This window comes from Pseudotabrizicola sp. (assembly GCF_030656345.1).
Classification (GTDB): Bacteria; Pseudomonadota; Alphaproteobacteria; order Rhodobacterales; family Rhodobacteraceae; genus Pseudotabrizicola.
Window position 1 is genome coordinate 228,195 of the sequence record NZ_JAUSNR010000023.1, and the last position, 16,200, is coordinate 244,394.

Annotated in this window: 27 protein-coding genes; all 27 read left to right on the forward strand. The window is 65.4% G+C overall.

Going from position 1 to position 16,200, the window contains the following annotated elements; genetic code table 11:
- Positions 1-15: 15 nt before the first annotated feature.
- The 27 genes from Q7J44_RS14035 (at position 16) to Q7J44_RS14165 (ending at position 16,093) form a co-directional block, all read left to right on the forward strand.
- A complete protein-coding gene (locus Q7J44_RS14035; protein WP_304880867.1) occupies positions 16-801 on the forward strand; it encodes an AAA family ATPase in 786 nt (261 codons plus the stop codon).
- Positions 798-1,385 (forward strand): hypothetical protein, encoded by a 588-nt coding sequence (locus Q7J44_RS14040; RefSeq protein WP_304880869.1) that lies wholly within the window; start codon positions 798-800, stop codon positions 1,383-1,385. The genes Q7J44_RS14035 and Q7J44_RS14040 overlap by 4 nt, the downstream gene beginning before the upstream one ends.
- Complete coding sequence (locus Q7J44_RS14045; protein ID WP_304880871.1) at positions 1,382-1,783, forward strand: hypothetical protein; 402 nt, start codon at positions 1,382-1,384, stop codon at positions 1,781-1,783. Before Q7J44_RS14040 ends, Q7J44_RS14045 begins: the two co-directional genes overlap by 4 nt.
- Positions 1,780-2,229 carry a helix-turn-helix domain-containing protein gene (locus tag Q7J44_RS14050; protein WP_304880872.1) on the forward strand — a complete coding sequence of 150 codons (450 nt, stop codon included), beginning with the start codon at positions 1,780-1,782 and terminating at the stop codon, positions 2,227-2,229. Before Q7J44_RS14045 ends, Q7J44_RS14050 begins: the two co-directional genes overlap by 4 nt.
- Complete coding sequence (locus tag Q7J44_RS14055; protein ID WP_304880874.1) at positions 2,222-2,425, forward strand: hypothetical protein; 204 nt, start codon at positions 2,222-2,224, stop codon at positions 2,423-2,425. The genes Q7J44_RS14050 and Q7J44_RS14055 overlap by 8 nt, the downstream gene beginning before the upstream one ends.
- Positions 2,422-3,072: a DUF3164 family protein gene (locus Q7J44_RS14060; protein WP_304880876.1), complete on the forward strand. Its 651-nt coding sequence runs from the start codon at positions 2,422-2,424 to the stop codon at positions 3,070-3,072. The genes Q7J44_RS14055 and Q7J44_RS14060 overlap by 4 nt, the downstream gene beginning before the upstream one ends.
- Before the next feature lie 2 nt (positions 3,073-3,074).
- Positions 3,075-3,281: a hypothetical protein gene (locus Q7J44_RS14065; protein ID WP_304880878.1), complete on the forward strand. Its 207-nt coding sequence runs from the start codon at positions 3,075-3,077 to the stop codon at positions 3,279-3,281.
- A 3-nt stretch (positions 3,282-3,284) separates the two neighbouring features.
- A complete protein-coding gene (locus Q7J44_RS14070) occupies positions 3,285-3,725 on the forward strand; it encodes a regulatory protein GemA (RefSeq protein ID WP_304880879.1) in 441 nt (146 codons plus the stop codon).
- 2 nt (positions 3,726-3,727) lie between these two features.
- Complete coding sequence (locus tag Q7J44_RS14075) at positions 3,728-4,294, forward strand: MT-A70 family methyltransferase (RefSeq protein ID WP_304880881.1); 567 nt, start codon at positions 3,728-3,730, stop codon at positions 4,292-4,294.
- On the forward strand, positions 4,291-4,551 hold the full coding sequence (locus tag Q7J44_RS14080; protein ID WP_304880883.1) for a hypothetical protein: 261 nt from the start codon (positions 4,291-4,293) through the stop codon (positions 4,549-4,551). The genes Q7J44_RS14075 and Q7J44_RS14080 overlap by 4 nt, the downstream gene beginning before the upstream one ends.
- On the forward strand, positions 4,548-4,727 hold the full coding sequence (locus Q7J44_RS14085) for a hypothetical protein (RefSeq protein WP_304880885.1): 180 nt from the start codon (positions 4,548-4,550) through the stop codon (positions 4,725-4,727). The genes Q7J44_RS14080 and Q7J44_RS14085 overlap by 4 nt, the downstream gene beginning before the upstream one ends.
- Positions 4,724-5,098, forward strand: a complete 375-nt coding sequence (locus Q7J44_RS14090) for a helix-turn-helix domain-containing protein (protein WP_304880887.1) — start codon at positions 4,724-4,726, stop codon at positions 5,096-5,098. Before Q7J44_RS14085 ends, Q7J44_RS14090 begins: the two co-directional genes overlap by 4 nt.
- A 102-nt stretch (positions 5,099-5,200) precedes the next feature.
- Entirely contained in the window at positions 5,201-6,106 is a 906-nt protein-coding gene (locus Q7J44_RS14095) for a peptidoglycan-binding protein (RefSeq protein WP_304880888.1), read from the forward strand.
- Complete coding sequence (locus Q7J44_RS14100; protein WP_304880890.1) at positions 6,106-6,612, forward strand: 3TM-type holin; 507 nt, start codon at positions 6,106-6,108, stop codon at positions 6,610-6,612. The genes Q7J44_RS14095 and Q7J44_RS14100 overlap by 1 nt, the downstream gene beginning before the upstream one ends.
- Positions 6,609-6,974, forward strand: a complete 366-nt coding sequence (locus Q7J44_RS14105) for a DUF2730 family protein (protein ID WP_304880892.1) — start codon at positions 6,609-6,611, stop codon at positions 6,972-6,974. Before Q7J44_RS14100 ends, Q7J44_RS14105 begins: the two co-directional genes overlap by 4 nt.
- Positions 6,971-7,273, forward strand: a complete 303-nt coding sequence (locus Q7J44_RS14110) for a hypothetical protein (RefSeq protein ID WP_304880893.1) — start codon at positions 6,971-6,973, stop codon at positions 7,271-7,273. The genes Q7J44_RS14105 and Q7J44_RS14110 overlap by 4 nt, the downstream gene beginning before the upstream one ends.
- On the forward strand, positions 7,270-7,857 hold the full coding sequence (locus Q7J44_RS14115; RefSeq protein WP_304880894.1) for a phage protein Gp27 family protein: 588 nt from the start codon (positions 7,270-7,272) through the stop codon (positions 7,855-7,857). The genes Q7J44_RS14110 and Q7J44_RS14115 overlap by 4 nt, the downstream gene beginning before the upstream one ends.
- Entirely contained in the window at positions 7,857-8,111 is a 255-nt protein-coding gene (locus Q7J44_RS14120; protein WP_304880896.1) for a DUF2312 domain-containing protein, read from the forward strand. Before Q7J44_RS14115 ends, Q7J44_RS14120 begins: the two co-directional genes overlap by 1 nt.
- A gap of 2 nt (positions 8,112-8,113) precedes the next feature.
- Positions 8,114-8,395, forward strand: a complete 282-nt coding sequence (locus tag Q7J44_RS14125) for a hypothetical protein (RefSeq protein ID WP_304880897.1) — start codon at positions 8,114-8,116, stop codon at positions 8,393-8,395.
- On the forward strand, positions 8,389-8,697 hold the full coding sequence (locus Q7J44_RS14130; protein ID WP_304880898.1) for a hypothetical protein: 309 nt from the start codon (positions 8,389-8,391) through the stop codon (positions 8,695-8,697). Before Q7J44_RS14125 ends, Q7J44_RS14130 begins: the two co-directional genes overlap by 7 nt.
- Positions 8,694-10,343, forward strand: coding sequence for a hypothetical protein (locus Q7J44_RS14135; protein WP_304880899.1), 1,650 nt, complete (start codon positions 8,694-8,696; stop codon positions 10,341-10,343). The genes Q7J44_RS14130 and Q7J44_RS14135 overlap by 4 nt, the downstream gene beginning before the upstream one ends.
- Positions 10,343-10,579, forward strand: coding sequence for a hypothetical protein (locus Q7J44_RS14140; protein WP_304880901.1), 237 nt, complete (start codon positions 10,343-10,345; stop codon positions 10,577-10,579). The genes Q7J44_RS14135 and Q7J44_RS14140 overlap by 1 nt, the downstream gene beginning before the upstream one ends.
- Complete coding sequence (locus tag Q7J44_RS14145) at positions 10,579-12,696, forward strand: hypothetical protein (protein ID WP_304880903.1); 2,118 nt, start codon at positions 10,579-10,581, stop codon at positions 12,694-12,696. Before Q7J44_RS14140 ends, Q7J44_RS14145 begins: the two co-directional genes overlap by 1 nt.
- Positions 12,693-12,992, forward strand: coding sequence for a hypothetical protein (locus Q7J44_RS14150; protein WP_304880905.1), 300 nt, complete (start codon positions 12,693-12,695; stop codon positions 12,990-12,992). Before Q7J44_RS14145 ends, Q7J44_RS14150 begins: the two co-directional genes overlap by 4 nt.
- 13 nt (positions 12,993-13,005) lie before the next feature.
- Positions 13,006-14,667 carry a DUF935 domain-containing protein gene (locus Q7J44_RS14155; RefSeq protein ID WP_304880907.1) on the forward strand — a complete coding sequence of 554 codons (1,662 nt, stop codon included), beginning with the start codon at positions 13,006-13,008 and terminating at the stop codon, positions 14,665-14,667.
- Complete coding sequence (locus Q7J44_RS14160) at positions 14,667-15,599, forward strand: phage minor head protein (protein ID WP_304880909.1); 933 nt, start codon at positions 14,667-14,669, stop codon at positions 15,597-15,599. Before Q7J44_RS14155 ends, Q7J44_RS14160 begins: the two co-directional genes overlap by 1 nt.
- Positions 15,596-16,093, forward strand: a complete 498-nt coding sequence (locus tag Q7J44_RS14165) for a phage virion morphogenesis protein (protein ID WP_304880910.1) — start codon at positions 15,596-15,598, stop codon at positions 16,091-16,093. The genes Q7J44_RS14160 and Q7J44_RS14165 overlap by 4 nt, the downstream gene beginning before the upstream one ends.
- Positions 16,094-16,200: the final 107 nt, after the last annotated feature.

Consider the following 16,200-nt stretch of genomic DNA (forward strand, 5'->3'; position numbering starts at 1 on the left):
TTGAAGGAGATCAGAATGTCAGAGCAGAAGCCCCTTTACAACAGTGTCGCACCGCTGGCCAATGTCAGCCGGTTGACGACGCTGATCAAGCGGATCGAGAACCGCGAATATGGCCTGCCCGGCCTAGGCTGTATCTATGGCCGGGCGGGGCGCGGCAAGACCACGGCGGCTGTCTACGCCTGCAACAGCCTGCACGCATGCCACATCGAAGCGATGCCGATCGGGGGGGTGAAGGGCCTGCTGACCATGATCGTGGTCGAGCTGGGGATGCGCCCGGCGCGGACCACAGACGGGTTGTTCATGCAGGCAGCCGAGCAGCTGGGCCGCAGCAACCGCCCCCTGATCATCGACGAGGCCGATCATATCCTGACCGACCGATCCATTGAGATCGTGCGCCGCCTGCATGACATCAGCGCCGTGCCGGTGATCCTGATGGGCGAGGAAATGCTGCCACAACGCCTGCAGCGCTGGGAGCGGGTCCACAGCCGCATCCTGTCATGGGTCGGCATGGAAGAGGCCACGATTGAGGATGTGGGCTATCTGGCAGCCATCTATGCCCGCGACGTGACGCTTGGCCCGGATGTGCGGCAGGCGCTGCTGAAAGCATCGCGCGGGTCTTTGCGTAATGTCTCGACCAACCTTGCCAACCTGAAGGAATTCGCGGCGATCCGGGGCCTCAAATCTGTGACCATGACCGAATGGGGCGATCAGACGTTCCACACAGGCGAGGCCCCGCAGCCGCGCAATGCGCCGCAGCCGCGCACAATCGCGCAGCCCGCACAGCGCCGGGGTGCTGCATGAGTGCTCACCGCAAGCCACGGCCCAAGGCCCCGCCGGTCACCGCTGCGAACTTTCTGGCGGTGTCGGAGCTGGCCTGGAACAAGGCTATTGCCATGCACAGTTTCGGCTATGGCGATATCAGCCATGCTGCCAAAATCTCAATCCAGCAGGCGACGAAGATCGTGCGCGGCTGGATCAAGGAAGGTGCTGTCGACCAGCTGCAGAACGGTCAGACCGGGGCGGGCCGCTCGATCTGGCGCTGCAAGGAGGACTTTGTCCGGATCGAACCCCTGCGTAGCCGCACCCCGGAAGAGAACCTGTGGACAGCAATGCGGCGGCTGAGGTCGTTCACGCCGACTGATCTCTCGGCCCATGCGACCACGGAGACGGTGATCGTCGATGTGAAGATGGCAGCGGAGTATTGCCGGGCACTGTTGAATACCGACTATCTGGCGGTTGCCCGGCGTGCGGCCCCCGCCATGCAGCGCGAAGCGATCTACCGCCTTGTCGATGTGACCGGGGCGCAGGCCCCGGTGGTGCGCCGGGTGCGCGCTGTGGTTGACCCCAACACCGGCGAGACCCGTCTGATCGGGGGTGGCGCATGAGCGTTAAATCCCCGGTTCAAGGCCCCGTTGAAGCCGCCCATGCCGCATGGGGAGAGACCTTGCCCGACTGGGTTGCTGTGCTGGCCGCCGAATGTGCCCGCACGTCGCAGGCGGCGGTGGCCGGTCGCCTTGACCGTTCCGGCGCCGTGGTCAGCCAGGTGCTGCGCAAGATCTATGCCGCCGACATGGGCCGGATTGAGGAGCGGGTGCGCGGTGTGCTGATGGCCGGGCAGGTCAGCTGCCCGGGCCTTGGCGAGATCCCGCTGCAGGAGTGTCAGGACTGGCGCGGCAAGGCCGGGCAGTTCGCGATCGGCAATCCCCGGCGCGTCCGGATGTTTCACGCCTGCAACCGTTGCCCCCGCCACAAACCCACCGCCCCCACGGAGGAAAACCCATGAACATGCTGCCCCAGCCACTCAAGGCAATCCGCCCGCCTGAGCATATCATCGCGGTTTACCTGTCCCTGCGCTGCACCACGGCGGACGAGCTGATCCACGACCGCAACAAGAGCGCGGCGCTGAGCCGGGCGCGGCAGGAGCTGATGTGGCTGCTGCGCGACCTGACCCACCTGACGCTGGCCGAAATCGGTCAGCATGTCGGTGGCCGCGACGAGACGACGGTGCGTCACGGGATCGACCGCGTGTCGGACCTGATTGCCGCTGATGACGGGTATCGCCAGCAGCTGCAGGCCGTGCGCCGCGCCATCCTTGAGGCCAAGGCCGGTGCGGGCATGACGCCTGATCTGTGCCTGACCGCCGTTCGGTCGGTGCTGTCGAATGGCGCACTGACCGATGCCGACGCACGCAAGGCCGCGCTGCAGCTGATGGAGGTCCGGCATGGCTGAGCCCTCCCGCTGGTCCCAGGACGAGATGCTTCGCCTTGCCGCGCGCGGCGTCCTGAAGGTCGATCTGATGGGCGAGCGCGGCGCGGTGCTGGTCACCTGCGACGAGGTCGCGGCGATGGCAGCGGTCCTCGCACTGACCCAAGCGCTGCCCGACGCCCTGTTGAAACCCGAAACCCTGAAGAGGAAACCCACATGAGCCAGTATGAACCAAGCTCCGTTCCTGACGGTCGTCAGATCATCGACGGCGTGCCACATATGCAGGATGCCAAAGGGTCGCTCACGCCCGTCCGGCTGATCAAGGCCCAGCACCTGCTGCAGGACGAGGTGGTGCGGAAGATCATCGGTCACGCGATTGCCCTGTCTGCCCAGGTGGCGCGCTTCAAGGAGCACACCTTCGACGACATCGGCGGGTTCGAGGCACTGCTGGAGCAGGAATACGGTTCCACCATCGGCGGGGCCAAGGGCAACAAGACCCTGATGACCCATGACGCCTTGTTTAAGGTGCAGGTGCAGGTTGCCGACTACATCGACTTTGGCCCCGAGCTGCAGACCGCCAAGGGCCTGATCGACGAATGCCTGAACGAATGGGCCGCAGGCGCGCGGGACGAGTTGCGCGCCATCGTCACCCGTGCGTTCAACACCGACAAGCCGGGCCAGATCAACCGCTCGGAAGTGTTCATGCTGCTGCGCCTCGACATCGAGGACGCCCGCTGGCAGCGTGCCATGGCGGCGATCCGTGACGCCATGCGGGTGGTCGGATCAAAGACCTATGTGCGCTGCTACCGCCGCCCGAGCCAAGAGGCCCAATGGGAGGCGGTCAGCATTGATCTGGCGAAGGCGTGATCATGGTCCCCGCCGTTCTTGCAGAGGCGCTTGTCATCGATGCGATGGTTGAAGAGGTGGCGGAACGCCGCAAGTACTGGTTTGCGGGCAGCCCGACCGAGCTTGACCTGTACGCCGCACGTAAGGCCGTGTCGCGCCGCCTGAAGATTAGCCTCGAGACGGTCGAGGCCATGCTGGCCGCACCCTTGCCACCATCCGGGGAGGCGTGAAATATGACCGCCGCCCTGATCCGCACCATTCATGTCGGTTGCCGCCAGCTTGGGCTGGATGACGACACGCGGCGCGCGCTGCAGCTGCGTGTGGTCGGCAAGGCCAGCCTGTCGGACATGACGCCTGCCGAGCAGCAGAAGGTGCTGGATGCGCTGAAAGCCCAAGGCTTCACGCCCACCGGCGGGGCCAAGGCCAAGCGCCCGGCGGCGGCGCGGGGTGATGTGCGGTTCTGCCATGTGCTGTGGGGCAAGCTGCACCGGGCGGGCACGGTGGATGTGGCCGGGGCCAAGGGGCTGAACGCCTTTGTCCGCGCCCGGTTTGAGAAGTCATGGGGGGCAGCACCTATCGACATTGATCAGATGCGTGACCATCAGCAGATTGCCGCCATTGCCGAGGCCCTGAAAGGCATGTGCAAGCGCGCCGGGATCGAGGTGACGCGGTGAACATGCGGGCCACCTTTCACGGCATGCGCCCGTCAGGTGGCTACGGCCTGATCATGGCCGATCCGCCATGGCAGCAGGAAATGCGATCCGAGAAAGGCGAGGGGAAATCGCCCCAGGCGCATTACGAGACGATGACGGTCGATCAGATCAAGGCGATGCCGGTCGAGGCGCTGGCGGGTCGCAACTGCCTGCTGTGGCTCTGGGCTATCGCGCCCATGCTGCCACAGGCGCTGGAGGTGATGGCGGTATGGGGGTTTGAGTACAAGACCCAAGGCGAATGGGCGAAGATGACCAAGAACGGCAAGCAGGCCTTTGGCACAGGGTACATCCTGCGCGGCGCGGGCGAGCCCTTCCTGATCGGCACGCGGAGCGCGCCCAAGACGACCAGGTCTGTCCGGTCGGTGATCATCGCCCCGATGCGTGAACACAGCCGCAAGCCGGAAAAGGCATTCGAGGCCGCTGAAAAACTGATGCCGGCTGCCCGCCGGGTGGAGCTGTTCAGCCGCCAGAAACGCGCAGGCTGGGACAACTGGGGCAATGAGATTGACAAATTCGAGGGGGCGGCATGAAGCGCGCCTCGGTCCGGGTCAGTGATCATGCCTTGCTGCGCCATATGCAGCGGGTGATGGATCTGCCGGTCGAAGACCTGCGCGCCGAGCTGGAGCGGCGGATCAACGCGATCTATCTGGAAGGTGCCACCGGCATCACGATGGACGGGCATTCCTACCGGGTGGTGATCAACCCGTTCGGCGCGGTGGTGACGACGGTGATCGATACACCTGGTCGCCACGCCCACCGCCCCATTGAGCGGGAGGCGGAGGAATGACCCAGCCGACCTATGAGCAACTGGCCCTGATGCAGATGCAAGAGCAGGTGGCCACGCTGGAGCGCCTCGCCGAGACGCTGGCAAACGATCTGATCCGACAGTCGCGCCGTCTGGACCGTCTGGAGCGCAAAGAACGGAGCCGCAGCCGTGGTCGGGCCGGGGTGCAGAAACCATGACCGATGCGCCGCCGCCACCTGCCCAGCTGGAGCCCTATGTCCGCATCCTCGGTGTCGACGGCGCAGTCACGTTCTTTTCGTCCTTTGGCGGGGCAGAGCTGGTCTATTCGCAGAACCCGCGCCGGTCGCAGTTGGCCGAGATCATGGGCCTAGATGCCGCGCGGGCGCTGGCCGAAGAAGATGCCCGCAGGGGCTTGCCGCGCCGGGTTCCGCTTGGCAAACCATGGGTTGCACAGGTCATGAAATCAAAAGGCTTGCCCGTGGCCGAAATCGCCCGCAGGATGCATGCGTCCGACGTGGCGGTGCGGCGCTGGCTGAAACAGCAGCCCGGCGTCCGGTTCACTGATCCGCGCCAGCCCAGCCTGTTCTGACGCCCCCGCACACCGTTGCGGGTAATATCGCCCCCCGATTGCAGCGCATTCTGACCCGGTAATCCGCCGGGCATGGCCCCGGCCTTTCCCCGGGGTACAGACATGCAGATCAGCGCGCAGGGCGTCGCCACATTGAAGCATCACGAAGGCGAAGTGCTGCGGGCCTATCGCTGTCCGGCAGGGATCTGGACGATTGGCGTTGGCCTGACCGCCGCCTCGGGCGTGGTGAAGCCCAAGGCCGGGATGACCATCACCAGTGCGGAGTCCACGAGCCTGCTGCAGCAGGCGCTGCGTCGGAACTATGAGCCTGCGGTGAAGGCCGCCATGCCGGGGGCAAAGCAGCACGAATTCGACGCGGGCGGTAACTTCCATTTCAACACAGGTGCCATCGGTCGCGCGACATGGGTCAAGCAGTGGCGCACCAAAGCCGCTGCGGCAGTGATCCGGGCCGGGATGCTGGTCTGGAACAAGGGCGGCGGCAAGGTGCTGCCCGGGCTGGTGCGCCGCCGCGAGGACGAGGCGCGGATGCTGCTGGAGGGCAAGTATCCGGTGTCGGCCCGCAATGCCGCCCCCGAGAAACCAAAGCCGGGCGGATCACCGGTCTGGGCGCTGGCGATGAGCGGCCCCGAGCGCATCCGCGTCGAGGAGGCGTTCAACGCTCTTGGATATGGCGGCGGGATGCTCTTCGCCACGGATGTCCAGAACTTCCAGCGCGACCATGGCCTGACCATTGACGGCATCATTGGCCGCGCGACGCTGTCCACCCTCCAGCGCCGGATCGACGCCGCCGCAAAGGCCAAGCCCGCCGCTGCTGCCCCCGTTATCGCCGCTGCCGCCCCTGCCACGGGCGCGGGCGAGACGCTGGCGCTGCCGCCGTCTGCTGACTGGCTGATCCTCGGCCTTGCCGTCGCCTATGGCCTGTGGGTCGCGTTTCGCTACCGCGACGCCATTGCCGCCCACCTGACCCACAGCGCGCCGCGCGCTGCGGCTTTCCTTCGGAGCTTCTGATGAGCGTACTTGCCACCATCGCATTGCAGGCGGGTCTTCCGCTGGTCGAGCGCATCCTGTCGCGCAAGCTGGGGGATGCAGGCGGTCAGCTGGCAGGGGACGTGATCCGATCCATTGCCGGGCGGCTGACCGAGCAGCCGGAAAACCTTGAGGCGCTGGCCGAGGCCAACCCGGGACGGGTGATCGATGCCATGCGCGAGGTCGAACGTGCCGCGCCAGAGATCCTTGCCGCCTATGATCGCGATCTGCAGCTGCAGATGGCCGTGATGGCGGCAGAGCAGGGGGAGCCCACATGGCACCGGGCATGGCGGCCCGGCTGGATGTATCTGCTGGGCTTTCTGTGGCTGTGGAACCTTGTGCTGCTGCATGTCGCGAATGCGGTCTGGAAGTTCGCCTTGCCGCCGCTGCCGACCACCGACCTGCTGGCGCTGACCGGCATGTTCCTTGCCCTTTACATGGGCGGGCACACTGTCCTGCGCCTGATGGGCAAGGCAGGTGAAAAGTGACGCCTGCGGATACTTCGCTGGCGAACCTGATCCTGTGGGCCGCAGGCCTGCTGACCCTGTTCAATTTCGGGTCGGTGATCTGGATGGTTTTTTCGGGGCCGTCGCGGCGCAATTCGTCGAAGCTGGATGATCACACCGCGCGGCTTGACCGGATGGATCAGCGTGTCGCCTCGGTCGAGCAGACCCTGCGCAGCATGCCGGGCAAGGATGACATCCATCAGGTGCAGCTGGCGCTTTCGGATATGCGGGGCGATCTCAAGAACATGCAGACCAGCATGGATGGCAACATGAAGATCATGCAACGGCTGGAGACCATCGTCATCCGGCACGAAGACCATCTGCTCGGAGGGAACAAGCGATGACGGACTACGCCGAAATGCGGCGGCAGGATGCCCGCCTGATCATCCTCAAGGCTCTGGCAGCCCAGACCGACGAGCGGATGCACTCCGGCTATGTCGCCGAAGAGCTGCGCCGCTTTGGCATCGATGAAGAGCGGGCGTGGGTGCATTCCGAACTCGACTGGCTGGAACGCATGGGCGCGGTCACCCTGACCAAGCCCGGCAGTGTCGTTGTTGCCACCCTGACCGAAAAGGGCCACCGGCACCTGCGGCGTGCAATCGTCATCGAGGGCATCAAGCGCCCCAGCCGTCCGGGTGAATGACCATGGCCAACGGGCGCGGGCGTCTGTCCAGTTTCGATCTGTTGCCGACGCAGGCCGAGCATATCGTGTCCTGGGCGGCGTCCGAGCTGTGCGATCGGGAAAAGACCCAGACTGATATCTATGCCGAGTTCGTGAGCAAGTGCGAAGCGCTGATGAAAGAGCATCGGGGCGAGCTGGAGTTCCGGATCCCGGCCTTCAGCAGCTTCAACCGCTTTTCGATCCGGCAGGCCCGCCTGTCGCGGCGGCTGGATGACACGCGCGCCATCGTCGCCACCCTCGCCGAAAAGCACGATGCCAAGGCCAGCGACGATCTGACCATCATTTCCGGCGAGATGATCAAGTCGGTCGTTCTGCACATGCTGGGCGACGGCGCGGATGGCGTGGCCCCGAAGGAGCTGAAGGCCCTCGCCGACGCCCTGCGCGCGGCACAGCTGGCCCAGAACATGAGCGCGGACCGCAAGCTCAAGATCGAAGCCGATCTGAAGGCGCGCATGGCCGCCGCCGTGGACACCGTCGCCAAGGCCAAGGGCCTGACCGGCGACACGGCCGAGTCGATCAAGAAACAGATTTTGGGAGTGGTGTGATGTCTGATCCTGCCGACAACTACGCGGTCACAGCGGACGAACTGCGCCAGTTCATCGAACGGGCCGAGCAGCTGGAGTCTGAGAAGAAGGCTGTCGCCGAGCAGGAGAAGGAGTTGTTCGCCGAGGCCAAGGGCCGGGGCTATGACACTAAGGTCATGCGCAAGGTGATCGCGCTGCGCAAGCGCAAGCCCGACGAGATTGCCGAGGAAGAGGCGGTCCTCGACATGTACAAATCTGCGCTCGGATTGGCCTGACCATGCCCGCAACCCCAGCACAGGTGGCAAACGATCTGGACGCGCAGGCGACGTTCTTCCTGAAGCGGGATGCCGACATCGCGCGCGCCTGCCGGGATGCAGCGCGGATGATCCGTCGGCATCTGGCCGGTGAGGTGGTCGACGGGCACACATGGGGTGCCTTGCACACACGGCTGCTGAACCAGATCGGTCGATATCACGCCCGGCCCGAAGCGCAGATCGCCCGGTCAATGACCCGTGGCCTTGAGGCCCTTTATGAGCAAAGGGCGGCGAACCGATGCTGACAGTCGAAGTCAAACTGAACGGCCAGATCATTGCTGAAGCGACCCTTCAGAACGAGTCCGGCCTTGCCCATGTCAGCACCTATTTCTGCCGCTGGGTAGAGGGCCCTTGCGACGAGCTGGGCATTCCGGCCGCAAGCGGGAGGTTCCTGATCAAGCGCCATGCGCGCCGCCAGTCCGCATGGGCCCTGGTGGCGCGGGCCGTGGTCGAGATCCTCGGGCAGTTGCCGACGTCCGGCAGGGGCAGCGTTCAACCCGATGCAGCGGCCCCGTCAACGCCGCCACCGCCGAAGCCGCGCAGATGACCGCGATCCCCACCCAAGCAGAATGGGCCGAAGCCCGCGCCTCTGCCATGGCGGCGATCCCGGCCATGGTGCAGGCCGAGGGGTTGCCCTCGGTCCTGCTGTCCTATCAGGGCGAAGCGGTGCGGCTGCTGGACAGCGTGGGTGTCGAGGCGCTGTTCATCGAGAAGTCGCGCCGGATCGGGCTGACGTGGGGCCTTGGGGCCTATGCCGTGCTGCGCGCGGCGCGGCAGAAGGCGCATGGCGGCATGGACGTCATGTACATCAGTTACAGCCGCGAGATGACGCGCGAGTTCATCGACGTCTGCGCGATGTGGGCGCGGGCGTTCGACAGCGCTGCGACCGAGGTCGAGGAGACGCTGTTTGATCAGGGCGATGACGGCAAGGCGATCAACGCCTTCCGCATCAAGTTCGCATCCGGCTTCGAGATCATGGCGCTGTCGTCCAGCCCGCGCGGCATGCGCGGCAAGCAGGGCGTGGTAATCATCGATGAGGCGGCCTTTGTCGATGATCTGGGCGCGCTGCTGAAATCTGCCATGGCCTTCCTGATGTGGGGCGGTCAGGTGGTCGTCTGCTCGACGCATGAGGGCGTGGACAACCCGTTCAACGCGGAAATTCAGGACATCCTTGCCGGACGTTCGCCCTACACGCATATGCGGATCGATCTGGATCAGGCGCTGGAGCAGGGGCTTTACAAGCGCATCGCCCTTGTCACAGGCAAGGACTGGACACCGCAGGCCGAGGCCGCGTGGCGGCAGAAGATCCTCGACTTCTACCGCGACAATGCGGACGAGGAACTATACTGCATCCCTTCGGCCACCACCGGCGCATGGCTGCCCGGCCCGCTGATCGAAGCGCGGATGACGGTTGAGGCCCCGGTGCTGCGGCTGGAGCTGTCAAAGGACTATCTGCATCTGGACAAGGTCCGGCAGGCCAGCCTGATGGAGCCGTTCATGACGGCGCTGAAGGCCGAGTTGGCCAAGCTGGACGTGAAGCCGCGCTATGCCTTCGGGTCGGACTTTGCCCGCCATGTGGACCTTTCAACCGGGTCTTTGATGGCAATTGAAGACGGACTTAAACGCCGCGAGGTGCTGGCCTATGAGCTGCGCAACGTGCCCGGTGATGAGCAGAAGCTGATTGCCAAGACCATTCTGGATCATGTCCGTCACCGCATGGTGGGTGCCGCCTTTGACGCAACCGGCATGGGCTGGACCGTGGCCGAGGACATGGGGCGGCTGTTTGGCCTGCGCGACAAGCCGGAAGACGCCGGCATGGTGATCGCGCTGAAGTTCACCGAGGAATGGTACCGGCTGGAAATGCCGCCGCTGAAGGCGGCGTTCGAAGATGATCAGCTGGCCCTGATCCGCGACGCCGACCACCTGTCGGATCTGCGCACGATCAAGCTGGTGCGCGGCATTGCCCGCCTGCCCACGCTGCGCGAGGGCGAGACCGGCAAGAAGCGGCACGGCGACCATGCCATCGCGGTGGCGCTGGCGCATTGGGCCAGCCGCTTGCCTTGGTCGGAATATGCCTACGAGTCCGCCGCCCGGACCGACACTGCCCCTGACCCGCTGGGCGGGCCGGATGAAGACGAACACCGCGCCTGGTGGAAGCCCCCGCTTGGCGCTGCCCTGAAAGGATGGATCTGATGCCGACGACCGATGTGACTGCCCCCGGCTGGACGACTGTGACGCTGACCGTGGATGAAATCTGGCAAGCGCGCGAAGCCACGATCCTGGCAACGCTCGAGAACCCGGTGCGCGAGGATCAGGGGCTCGAGCTGATCCCCGGAGCGGTGTATCCGTTCAAGGCCGGAGACGTGGTGCGCTACCGGCCCAAAGTGGGCGGTGCGGTCGCCCCCATTCTGGTGCGGGAGGCGCGCTGATGCGCCTGCGCTCATCCCTGCGGTTGACCAGCTGCGCGCAGCTGGAACGGCTGACCGGAAGCGGGGGCGGTGCGCCCCCGTCCAGTGTGCCGTTCCAGACCGTCAATGCGGACGGATGGACGGTCACTGCGTCCGATCCTGCGGCGGCGGTGGCGCAAACCGTCACCGTGCAGCGGCAGGGGTTCGACGCGGCGGGCTTGGCGGTGACGGTCAACGATGTGCTGACCTGCACCAAGCGGCTGCGGCTCCCCTTCCCGGATCAGGCCAGCCTGACGGCGGACGGGGCGGTGCTGTCTGATTACGTCTATGCCGGTGACATTATCGCCGGGGCCGCAAACGAAAGCGCTCGCCCATACCCTACGCCCATCTCGCACTGGCTGCGGCCTGACAAGGAAATCATCTCGGCCTCCACCTACACCGCGCGGCTGGTCGTGGCCCACGCCCATGCCCGTAACGGTCGTCCCGTGGCGGCGGTCCGGTTCCGCGTCACCGACGGTGTCACGACCGTGGAGCAGATGGTCTCCGCACTGACCCCGATCTCCTACTCCGCCTCGGGCTTCACTGTCCCGCATTTTGCCGCCGGGCTGGACCTGTCGGGTTTTGCCAATGGGGCCACCCTGACGGTCGATGCGGTGATCTATCCTTGGGTCGGGGCTGCCTTCACCATCAGCACCGATGCCGATGCCTACCCCAGCCCGAACCTGACCACGCTGCGCGCCTTGTGCAACCGCACCGGGGCGTTCGGCACCGCTTATGCCTATGTCGATGCCGCCGGGGCCGGGGCCACCCCGACCGTGTCCACCAACCCGGCCACGGCGGCGGCAAACCCTTACGCTACGCTGGACGCAGCGGCAACGGCGCTGCGGGCGTTCAACAACGCCAATTTCGGGCGCAACTTCACCGATGGCGGCGTGATCCGGCTGCTGGAAGGCACCCATATTTTCAGCGCCCCGATCCGCACACCGGGCGTGACGACCGAATGGCCGCTGACCATCGAGGCGGCAAACCCTGGGGCGGTGGCCACCACGATCCTGCGCGACCGGGGCACCACCATGCAGTCCAGCCTGCCGAACCAGTGTGTGTTCAGAAACCTGACCATCCAGCGCAGCGGAACAGGGTCTTTCGTCGCCTATGACAACGTCGCAGGGAACCTGAACTATGCCCCTGTCATGGTGTTTGACGGTTGTGCTTTCGATGCCAACGGGGCGGGCGGATACGCAGGCTATATTTATCGCACGGGCAACGGTTATTTCATTAACTGCACTGAAATCTCGCCGTTTTCTCAGGCCGCGCGGCTTGCCACGGTCAACAAGACAGTCAAGACCATAGGCTGCAACGGGTCGTTCGCGTTGGCGGGTACGACCTACGCTGTCGCTGGGTCGCGCTGCGTCACGGGCGCAGCCATGTTCGGCCAACCCGGCGAAGTGGCAGGTGCGCCCGAAGGGGCCGGGTGTCTGGCAGCATTCAGTCATTTCACGAACACCAGCAACGGTTCCAACACTGTCGCGGTGGGGGGTATCATAGGCCCGCGCGGGTTCGGAGTGGTAGGCTGTGTGGTCGAGGCGTCGGCAGGGGCGACCTCTGCTGCGTTCTTTGTGAACGCAGATAGCAATGTGAACACCACGCAGAACGTGGTTGTGCTGGGAAATACCACTGTCGGATCGCGCCTGAACTATCTCTATCAGGATATCGGGACGGTCACGGTGCAGAAGTCCGGCTACCTTGCCTTCAATGCCATGCTGTACAGAAACACCAAAACTGATGTTTTCGGGGCGAATGCGAACCTGACCGGCAACTGGTCTGCCGTCCACAACGTTGGGTCGCGCTACAACGCTTGGAAGAATGGCGCGAATAATGGCAGTGGTTACGGTGTCGGGTCATGGATGGGCGAAGTGCAAGCTGCGGGCGAAGTCTATGGCACACTCGCAACGCCCCTTAATTTCGATTTCGCACTGGATGCTTCTTTCGACGGCACAGGCATGGGCGGTGGCGACTACACGCCGGGGGCCGCGACCGCCCTGCCGACCGTGCCCGCAACCCTTGCCCCCCACAGCCATGACATGCTGGGCCGGGCGCTGGGTGACGGCTGGTATGTGGGGGCTTTGCAAGCAGCATGACCACCCTTGAAGCCGCCGCTCGTTTCAACCTTGCTCGCTGCCCCGCTGCCGTTTTGGCCCGTCTGGCCCGCACGCCAGGTTGCATCGTGGATCATGGATCACTCCAAACGCTGTTGAATGAGGAAACCGGCAACGGTTGGTCGATGGACAGCGTGCGCAAGCCCATTGAGAAAGCACGCCGCGCCATCGCTGGCGTCGCGGTGATCAAGACGCATCACTGCATGGGCTATTCGTTGACGTGGCTCGGATCTGCATCCCCATCGCCGCCTTCAGCCAGCCAGTCTGGCCTATCCTGATCTGGAGCCTTTCATGAAACAGCCCCTGCTCGTCGATGCCTATGGTCGCCCGCTCGAGCGCTCGACGCTGACCGAAGAGGTTATGGCCGCCACCCTTGGCGGGGTGCGCAGCCCGATCTCGGGCTATCCGGGGGACGGGCTGAACCCGATGCGGCTGGCGTCGATCCTGCGCGAGGCTGACCGGGGCGACCCGGTGCGCTATATGGAGCTGGCCGAGACCACGGAAGAACGGGATCTGCACTATGTGGGCGTGCTGGGCACCCGGCGCCGGTCGGTGGCGCAGCTGCCGTTCACGGTGGATCCGGGCGATGACAGCGCCGAGGCAGAGCGCCACGCCCAACACTTGCGGGACTGGCTGAAGCGCGACGAGCTGCAGACCGATCTGTTCGATGTGCTGGACTGCATCGGCAAGGGCTATTCCGGCACCGAGATCATGTGGGACACCTCCCAGGGCGACTGGATGCCGGCGCGGCTGGAGCGGCGCGATCCGCGCTGGTTCCGCTTTGCCGACCATGATCTGACCACGCCGATGCGCCTGAATGAGAACGGCCAGAAGGTGCCGCTGGAAGGTGGCAAGTTCATCTGGGCGCAGATTGCCGCGAAATCCGGCCTGCCGCTGCGGTCAGGGCTGGCGCGCATCGTCGCCTGGGCGTGGATGTTCAAGGCGTTCACCCAGCGCGACTGGGCAATCTTTACCCAGACCTATGGCCAGCCGGTGCGGGTGGGCAAATGGGGCACCGGGGCCAGCGAAGCGGACAAGGCCACGCTGTTCCGGGCGGTGGCGAATATCGCCGGTGACATGGCGGCGGTCATTCCGAACACCATGCAGATCGAGTTCATCGAGTCGGGCAATGTCGGCTCGGCCTCGAACAACTACAAAGACCGGTCGGACTGGCTGGACATGCAGGTGTCAAAGGCTGTGCTTGGCCAGACCGCCACCACCGATGCCGTCACCGGCGGGCTGGGGTCGGGCAAAGAACACCGCCAGGTGCAGGAGGACATTGAGCGGTCGGATGCAGCTGCGCTGGCCGGCATCCTGAACCGGGATCTCGTCCGGCCATTTGTCCAGCTGAACTTCGGTCCGCAGAAGGTGTACCCCCGCATCAAAATCGCGCGGCCCGACGAGGAGGATCTGAAGGCGTTCGCCGATGCGATCGTCCCGTTTGTCGACCGGGGGTTCCCTTTGAGCTGGGCGACGATCAACACCAAGTTCGGGCTGTCCGAGCCGAAGGCAGGCGAGGCCACCCTGCGCGCCCGCTCTGGCGGTAATCCGGGTCAATCCGAGCCATCTGCACCGGATGATGCCGGGAAGACCGTGGACACGGTGCGCAATCCGGAAATTAAACGCGATCCCGGCGTTTTTAAACGGGGTAAGCACCTTCCGGGCAATACGGCCGCCGAGCGGGCCTTGCAGGCCTCTGGCGGCAATTTTCCGGGGGGTGATCCGGTGGCCGATCTGACGCGCCGGATGGAGGAACTTGCCGCCCCCGAGATGGAGCGTCTGCTGGGGCAGATCGAGGGCATGGTCGCGGTGGCAATTTCGCTGGAAGAGCTGCGCGAGATGCTGCTGGCGGCCTTTCCTGATATCGACAGTGCGGGACTTGCCCGGGCGATGGCCATGGGCCTTCTGGCTTCGGGTCTGGGTGGGCGGGCGATGGTGGCAGAGGAAGACTGATGGCAGAGCTTGCCGGCATCTTCCGCCGCCCCTTTACCGAACAGGTCGCGGCGTTCCGGCTGCGGCTGACCGATCTGCGCCCGACGGCTGCGTGGACCGATCTGTGGCAGGCCGAACATGACCGGGCCTTCATGGTGGCCGGCGCGCTGAAGGCGGACCTGCTGACCGATCTTGCAGGGGCCGTTCAAAAGGCCATTGAAGACGGCACCAGTCTAGAGCAGTTCCGGGCCGACTTCCGCGAAATCGTGACGCGGCGCGGCTGGCATGGATGGACCGGCGAAGGGACCAAACCCGGCGAGGCATGGCGCACCCGCGTGATCTACAAGACCAACATGTCCACCAGCTATGCGGCGGGCCGCTGGGCGCAGCTGAAGGCGGCGGGCTATCCGCTCCTCATCTACCGCCACGGCGGCAGTCTGGACCCGCGCCCCGAGCATCTGAGCTGGGACGGGCTGATCCTGCCGGTCGATCATCCGTTCTGGGTGACCCATGCGCCGCCCAACGGCTGGGGCTGCAGCTGCTATGTCACCGGCGCGCGATCGGAACGGGATGCGGTGCGCAAGGGCGGCAAGCCCGGCAAGGTGTTGCCGGATGGCTGGACGGTGCTCAGCCCCCGCACCGGCGCGCCCGTCGGCATCGACAAGGGCTGGGCCTATGCGCCGGGGGCGAGCGTGCCCGACACCATCGCGCGGGTTGCGGGCAAGCTGCCTGACCTTCCCGTCCGGGTGGCCGAGAGCCTGCGCGCCGTGCTGCCCGACCCCGCCCGGACGGATGTGCTGGAGCGGGTGGCAGAGATGATCGGGGCGACCGGCCCCGATGCCGGCGCACTGGCTGTGTTCGACGCCCTGGCGGCACGGGCGCACCCGGAGGATCAGGCGCTGCTGGCCCGGTTGCGCGACGAGCTGGCGCGCAGGATCGGGGGCGGGGCGTGATCGAGCACAAGATGGACCTGAGTGCCACAGAGGCATTGTTTGCCGCCCTTGATGCCGCGCTGACCGACATGACGCCGGTGATGAACGACCTGGGCGAGTTGCTGACCACCTCGACAAAGGACCGCTTTCCGACCGGCACGGCTCCGGACGGCACGAAATGGGCACCCAAGTCGCAGACCACGCTGAACCGCTATGGCGCAAAGAAATCCAACCGGGTGGACAGCCGCCCGCTGTTTGGCCCGTCGGGCCTGCTGTCGCGGCTGATCTTTCATGAGGCGAGCGCCACCGAGGTCAGCTGGGGATCGAACCTGATCTATTCCGCCGTGATGCAGTTCGGCGCGGCCAAGGGGGCCTTTGGCACCATGTCCAACGGGGCGTCGATCCCCTGGGGCAATATCCCGGCGCGGCCCTTCATCGGCGTGTCGGCCACCGATGAGGCCAATATGACCGCCACACTTGAAGACTGGCTGTCGGGCGCGGTGGAGAAACCTTGACCGGCGCGCGCTGCCAGGTCAGGCTGTAACGGCCCCCTGAAGAGCACAGGTCCGCGCCACCCCGCACACCGTTGCGGATTATCCCCGCGCGGCTGATCCGCGATGGT